Origin of the sequence: Paenibacillus barengoltzii NBRC 101215 (assembly GCF_004000745.1) — a bacterium.
GTDB classification, from domain to species: Bacteria; Bacillota; Bacilli; order Paenibacillales; family Paenibacillaceae; genus Fontibacillus; species Fontibacillus barengoltzii.
The window spans coordinates 44,170-50,979 of the sequence record NZ_BILV01000048.1; the positions used below are offsets into that span (position 1 = coordinate 44,170).

5 protein-coding genes and 1 pseudogene are annotated in these 6,810 nt (G+C 49.7%); 5 read left to right on the forward strand and 1 reads right to left on the reverse strand.

Features of this window, described 5'->3' with window-relative positions; all coding sequences use genetic code 11:
• Positions 1 to 69: 69 nt before the first annotated feature.
• The 5 genes from tpiA (at position 70) to secG (ending at position 6,042) form a co-directional block, all read left to right on the forward strand.
• Positions 70 to 822, forward strand: a complete 753-nt coding sequence (tpiA, locus tag PBA01S_RS14180; protein ID WP_016314001.1) for a triose-phosphate isomerase — start codon at positions 70 to 72, stop codon at positions 820 to 822.
• The gene (gene gpmI / locus PBA01S_RS14185) at positions 823 to 2,370 is read left to right on the forward strand and encodes a 2,3-bisphosphoglycerate-independent phosphoglycerate mutase (protein WP_016314000.1); all 1,548 of its coding nucleotides are present in this window, start codon (positions 823 to 825) and stop codon (positions 2,368 to 2,370) included.
• 53 nt (positions 2,371 to 2,423) lie between these two features.
• Positions 2,424 to 3,716: a phosphopyruvate hydratase gene (eno, locus tag PBA01S_RS14190; RefSeq protein ID WP_009224970.1), complete on the forward strand. Its 1,293-nt coding sequence runs from the start codon at positions 2,424 to 2,426 to the stop codon at positions 3,714 to 3,716.
• Between the two features lie 295 nt (positions 3,717 to 4,011).
• Complete coding sequence (locus PBA01S_RS14195) at positions 4,012 to 5,688, forward strand: glycoside hydrolase family 13 protein (protein WP_127576221.1); 1,677 nt, start codon at positions 4,012 to 4,014, stop codon at positions 5,686 to 5,688.
• 120 nt (positions 5,689 to 5,808) lie between these two features.
• Positions 5,809 to 6,042 (forward strand): preprotein translocase subunit SecG, encoded by a 234-nt coding sequence (gene secG / locus PBA01S_RS14200; RefSeq protein ID WP_016313998.1) that lies wholly within the window; start codon positions 5,809 to 5,811, stop codon positions 6,040 to 6,042.
• A gap of 539 nt (positions 6,043 to 6,581) precedes the next feature.
• Here the strand turns inward: secG and PBA01S_RS14205 are convergent.
• Positions 6,582 to 6,810: pseudogene (locus PBA01S_RS14205) on the reverse strand (hypothetical protein); the annotation flags it as partial.

The following is a 6,810-nucleotide window of genomic DNA, read 5'->3' on the forward strand; positions in this document are numbered from 1 at the left end:
TTCACGAGATACATCGTGATCAAAGTTCGTTTTTTGAGCTACCTCTATGAAATAAAAGGAGTGGGCTCTGTGAGAACACCTATTATCGCCGGAAACTGGAAAATGTTCAAAACCGTTTCCGAAGCCAAAGCCTTCTTCGAAGCCGTAAAAGGGAAAGCGGAGGTTGCTGGCGTAGAGAGCGTTATTTGTGCTCCGTTCACGAACCTTCCGGCTTTGGTAGAAGCTGCGAAAGGCACGTCGATCAAAATCGGCGCTCAAAACATGCATTTTGAAGACGAAGGAGCTTTCACCGGCGAAATCAGCGGTCGCATGCTGAAAGAGCTTGGCGTGGACTACGTGATCATCGGCCATTCCGAGCGCCGGGCATATTTCGGTGAAACCGATGAAATCGTCAACAAGAAGATCCTGGCTGCCTTCAAACATGGCTTGACCCCGATCCCTTGCGTGGGCGAGAAGCTCGAAGAGCGTGAAGCTGGCCAAACGAAAGAAGTCGTGAAAGTTCAAACCGAAGCGGCTTTGAAAGGCCTGACGGCAGAGCAAGCAGCGCAAGTAGTAATTGCGTATGAACCGATTTGGGCAATCGGTACGGGCAAATCCTCGACCGCACAAGATGCGAACGAAGTGATTTCCTACATCCGCAGTCTGGTTCAGGGGCTTTACGGTGACGACGTAGCGGCGAAAATCCGCATTCAATACGGCGGCAGCGTAAAACCGGAAAACGTGAAGGAGTATATGGGCCAAAGCGACATCGACGGCGCGCTTGTCGGCGGTGCCAGCCTGCAGCCAGAATCGTACATCCAGCTCGTTGAGGGGGCGAAATAAATGACGGCTCCAAGACCAGTAGCTCTGATCATCATGGACGGATTCGGGCTTCGCGACAAAGTGGAAGGCAACGCGGTTGCCCAAGCGAAGAAGCCGAACTATGACCGTTATTTGAAGCAATATCCGAACACTACGCTGACAGCCAGCGGGGAAGCCGTTGGTTTGCCAGAAGGGCAAATGGGGAACTCCGAAGTAGGTCACTTGAACATCGGCGCCGGCCGGATTGTTTACCAAGACTTGACTCGGATCTCCAAATCGATTCGCGAAGGGGAATTCTTTAAGAACGAAACGCTGGTTGATGCGGTGCGCAGCGCGAAATCGAAGGGAAAAAAGCTGCATCTGTACGGCCTTCTGTCCGACGGCGGCGTTCACAGCCACATCGAGCACATGTTCGCGATGCTGGAACTGGCGAAGAAGGAAGAAATGCACGAAGTTTATGTGCATGCATTCCTGGACGGCCGCGACGTTGCTCCAGACAGCGCTAAAGGCTTCCTTGAGCAATTGATCGCTAAGATGAACGAGCTTGGCGTAGGCAAGATTGCCACCGTCCAAGGCCGTTACTATGCGATGGACCGCGACAAACGTTGGGACCGCGTCGAGAAATCGTACCGGGCCATGGTTTATGCGGAAGGTCCAAAATATACCGATCCGATTAAAGCCGTAACGGAATCGTACGAGAAATCGGTCTATGACGAATTCGTGATGCCAACTGTCATTGTGGATGACAAAGGCGAGCCGATCGCACAAGTTGAGAGCGGCGACTCCGTTGTGTTCTTGAACTTCCGTCCAGACCGTGCGATCCAGCTGTCCAACGTATTTACGAACAAAGATTTCCAAGGCTTCGATCGCGGCCCTAAATTCCCGACAGACCTGCATTTCGTCTGCTTGACGCTGTTTGCAGAAACGGTGAATGGGTACGTTGCGTACAAGCCGAAGGATCTCGACAATACGTTTGGCGAAGTGTTAGCTCAACATGGGAAGAAACAACTGCGGATTGCGGAAACGGAAAAATATCCGCACGTCACCTTCTTCTTCAGCGGCGGACGCGATGTAGAGCTGCCAGGCGAGAAACGCGTGCTCATCAACTCTCCGAAAGTCGCAACTTACGACCTGAAACCGGAAATGAGCGCTTATGAAGTTGCTGAAGCTTGCGTGAAGGAAATTGAATCCGATGTACACGATGCGATCATCCTGAACTTCGCAAACCCAGATATGGTTGGTCACTCCGGTAAAATGGAACCGACGATCAAAGCGGTTGAAGTGACGGACGAGTGCGTAGGTAAAGTCGTAGACGCGGTCAAAGCCAAAGGCGGAGTGGTTGTCATTATTGCTGACCACGGGAATGCGGATATGGAAATCGACGATGAAGGTCGTCCGTATACGGCGCACACCACGAATCCGGTACCGTTTATCGTAACCGACGAGAACGTAGTGCTTCGCGATAAAGGCATCCTCGCCGACGTAGCTCCAACGCTGCTCGACCTGATGGGCTTGCCGAAGCCGCCGGAAATGACCGGTCAATCGATGATTGCCAGCCGCAAGGCGTAAAAACATAGATCACCATTTGAATGGAATAACTACTTAAAAAGGAGACTGTAAACATGACGATTATTTCTGACGTATACGCTCGCGAAGTCCTGGACTCCCGCGGGAACCCAACTGTTGAAGTTGAAGTTTATCTTGAATCCGGCGCTATGGGCCGCGCTATCGTTCCTTCCGGCGCATCCACTGGTGCGCATGAAGCTGTAGAGCTTCGCGATGACGACAAAACTCGTTACCTGGGCAAAGGCGTACTGAACGCTGTTAAGAACGTTAACGAAATCATCGCTCCTGAAGTGATTGGTATGGACGCGCTGGACCAAGTTGGCATCGACAAATTGATGATCGAATTGGACGGCACGCCAAACAAAGGTAAACTGGGCGCTAACGCGATCCTGGCCGTTTCCATGGCAGTAGCTCGCGCAGCAGCTGATGCATTGGATCTGCCGCTGTACGCTTACCTGGGCGGATTTAACGCGAAGCAGCTTCCAGTTCCGATGATGAACATCGTGAACGGCGGTGCGCATGCGGACAACAACGTAGACGTACAAGAATTCATGATCCTGCCGGTAGGTGCTCCTTCCTTCAGAGAAGCGCTCCGTACAGGTGCTGAAATCTTCCACAACCTGAAATCCGTTCTGAAAGCTAAAGGCCTGAACACGGCTGTAGGCGATGAAGGCGGCTTTGCACCAAACTTCTCTTCCAACGAAGACGCATTGTCCTCGATCATGGAAGCTATTACGAAAGCTGGCTATACTCCAGGTAAAGACGTATTCCTGGGTATGGACGTTGCTTCCACTGAGTTCTACAAAGACGGTAAATACCATCTGGAAGGCGAAGGCAAATCCTTTACTTCCGCTGAATTTGTGGACTTGCTCGCTTCTTGGGTTGAAAAATACCCGATCATCACAATCGAAGACGGCTGCGCTGAGGACGATTGGGAAGGTTGGAAATTGCTCACTGAGAAATTGGGCAGCAAAATTCAACTCGTCGGTGACGACCTGTTCGTAACCAACACCGAACGTTTGTATAAAGGTATCAAAGAGGGTATCGGTAACTCGATCCTGATCAAAGTAAACCAAATCGGTACGTTGACCGAAACGTTCGACGCTATCGAAATGGCAAAACGCGCTGGTTACACTGCGGTTGTATCCCACCGTTCCGGTGAATCCGAAGACAGCACGATTGCCGATATCGCCGTGGCAACAAACGCTGGCCAAATCAAAACCGGTGCTCCGTCCCGTACGGACCGTATCGCGAAATACAACCAATTGCTTCGCATCGAAGATCAATTGGCAGACTTGGCTCAATACAACGGCCTGAAATCCTTCTACAACCTGAAAGCTCATCGTTAAGAAGGACAGCCGGATGATTCCGGCCTAACGCAAAGCCCCTGCTTGGATTTACAAGCAGGGGCTTTGAACGTTAAAGATCCTTTTTGCGCATTGTCATTGACAAGTTGGCAGGACGGTAATATAGTTGAAAGTAAACGTTTACGTTCAAGATATATATGCTATTAATCAGTAATCAGTGAAATAGGTTTTTGTTGCTCAATATAGTAAACGTTTACGTTGTGAAGTCATTGGATAGATAGAAAAAATGAGTGGTAAAAACTAGGCTGAATTTAAGGGTAGATGGAGGAGAAGCATCGTGGACAAGAAATGGTGGAAAGAAAGCGTCGTTTATCAAATTTATCCTCGCAGCTTTATGGATAGTAACGGGGATGGGGTCGGCGATTTGCGCGGGATCATCTCGAAGTTGGATTATTTGAAGTACTTGGGCGTGGATGTAGTCTGGCTTTGCCCAGTTTACGAGTCGCCGAATGACGATAATGGGTACGATATCAGCAATTATCAATCGATCATGGATGAGTTCGGAACTATGGAAGACTGGGAGGAGCTGCTGGAAGGGCTGCATGCACGGGGCATGAAGCTGATCATGGACTTGGTTGTGAACCACAGCTCAGACGAACATCACTGGTTCGTGGAATCGCGTAAATCGAAGGATAATCCGTATCGGGATTACTATATCTGGCGTCCTGGCAAAGATGGGCAAGCACCAAATGACTGGGGATCCTTTTTCAGCGGATCGGCTTGGGAATACGATGAAGCTTCCGATGAATATTATCTGCACATGTTCTCGAAGAAGCAACCGGATCTCAACTGGGAAAACCCGAAGGTGCGTCGTGAGGTCTACGATATGATGACCTGGTGGCTGGATAAGGGCATTGATGGATTCCGTATGGACGTTATCAATCTGATCTCCAAACCGGAGGGATTGCCAAACCATGCGGACGGAGGGAATTGCATTAACGGCCCGAGGGTTCATGAGTTTCTGCAAGAAATGAATCGTGAGGTCTTGTCTAAATACGATATTATGACGGTAGGTGAGACGGTGGACGTCACGCCGGAAGATGCGATCTTATTCGCAGGGACGGATCGGAATGAGCTCAACATGGTGTTCCAGTTTGAGCTGATGGGCATCGATTCGGGTCCGGATGGCAAGTGGTGGGCCAAACCATGGACACTGGTTGATCTCAAGCAGATCCTCTCGAAGTGGCAAACCATGTTGGAAGGAAAAGCGTGGAACAGCATTTATATGAATAACCACGACCAGCCACGCCTGGTATCGCGTTTCGGTAATGACCGCGAATACCATAATGTGTCGGCTAAAATGCTGGCTACACTCCTGCATACGCTGCAAGGGACACCATACATTTATCAAGGCGAAGAAATTGGCATGACCAACGTACGATTTGAGACGATCGACGAATACCGCGATATCGAGACGTTGAACATGTATCAGGAGTACTTGGAGAAGGGTTACTCCCAGGAACAAATCATGGAGGGGATCTATGCCAAGGGCCGGGATAATGCCCGTACGCCAATGCAATGGAAGGGCGACAGTCCGCATGCCGGTTTTACGACCGGAACGCCATGGCTGGCGGTTAACCCGAACTATCAGGAAATCAATGTGGAACGTGCGCTTGCGGACGACAACTCGATTTTCCACTATTACCGTCGATTAATTCAGTTGCGTAAACAGCATGAGGTGATCGTATACGGACGTTACGAGCTGCTGAATCCGGAAGATCAGCAGGTATATGCGTATACTCGCACGCTTGGAGAAGAACGGCTGTTGGTTGTCTTGAATTTTTACGATAAACCGGCCCACTTCACTTGGACGACAGATGAAGCCGTTGCCATGAGCATCGATGAGGTGAAGTCCGCAGAACTCTTGATTGCTAACTATGACGTGCCTGCGGGAGAAGACGTGCGGCAGCTCGATTTACGGCCGTATGAAGCACGGGTGTATAAACTCAGCTAATCTAAGGGAAAACGGTTGTTTTCCCAGAATTGCTATGGTACAATAATAATGCTGTTTTTGTATCTAAATTTCTGAGCAATGGTATAGATGAAAGATGTTCTCACTTAGGAGGTGGATTGAATGGATATTTTGTTGAAGGTATTGCTCGTTATTTTCTCGATCGGTTTGATCGCAGTCGTGTTGCTGCAGAAAGGGAAGAGCGCGGGTCTTTCCGGTGCCATCTCCGGGGGTGCTGAACATCTTTTCGGAAAAACGAAAGCGCGCGGCATGGAGCTCGTTCTCGAACGAGTCACGGTCGGATTGGCGGTTGGCTTCTTCATCTTGTCGATCGTCGTGGCTATCGTACTAGACTAGGCAAATCAAACTTTGTGTCAGGCAAGCCCTCGTCTCTTTTGGGAGATGGGGGCTTTTTCGTTGTGCTCTCACGGGAATATAGGGTCTCTGTCCGCTTCCCTTAAGGAATATCCCGTTGCGTCAGAACGTCTGTTCGCATAAATAACATAACGCCTCAAATATGCCTCATACGCGCTTCAAATATACTTCATACATGCTTCATACGCGTTCCATACGCAGCTTCATACACGTTCCATACGCAGCTTTATGCCGTCCATATGGAGCCTTCATACACGTTCCATACACAGCTTCATATACGCTTCATACGCGCCTCATCCCGCATACCCGTCTCATACATACGTTTCACCCTTCATACTCACCCATAACTCCAAGTCGCTCCTACTAACCCCTAAATAACCAACCTGTAGATAAATCCCTGAATAGCCTCTTAATAGCCACAAGATAGCCCCAAGGTAGTAACACACGATAGACCTCGATAGACCCCGATAGACCCCGATAGCACCTCATTGGCCCATTTCCTGAACGTTCTGGTGCTTCGATTAAGCGGCAGCATTAATCGCCATGAAATGATTCTGATAATGGGCGATCAATTTGCGGTAAGGGATCGCTGGAATAGACAAGCACATCTGCAGCAAGTTCTGATGCATTTCTTCCTCGGAAAAGGACATACGAAGGTAACGGCGGACAGTGTATTCATTCAAATATGCCTGCAGATGGGTTAGCCCCAGGGCAATATAGGTGCGCTTCAGCGAAGTCCACGCCGCTCTG

What these genes read in the sequence shown, in the direction of transcription:
- gpmI (WP_016314000.1), top strand. Translation starts at nt 823, where the DNA reads ATGACGGCTCCAAGACCAGTAGCTCTGATCATCATGGACGGATTCGGG.
- eno (WP_009224970.1), top strand. Translation starts at nt 2,424, where the DNA reads ATGACGATTATTTCTGACGTATACGCTCGCGAAGTCCTGGACTCCCGC.
- secG (WP_016313998.1), top strand. Translation starts at nt 5,809, where the DNA reads ATGGATATTTTGTTGAAGGTATTGCTCGTTATTTTCTCGATCGGTTTG.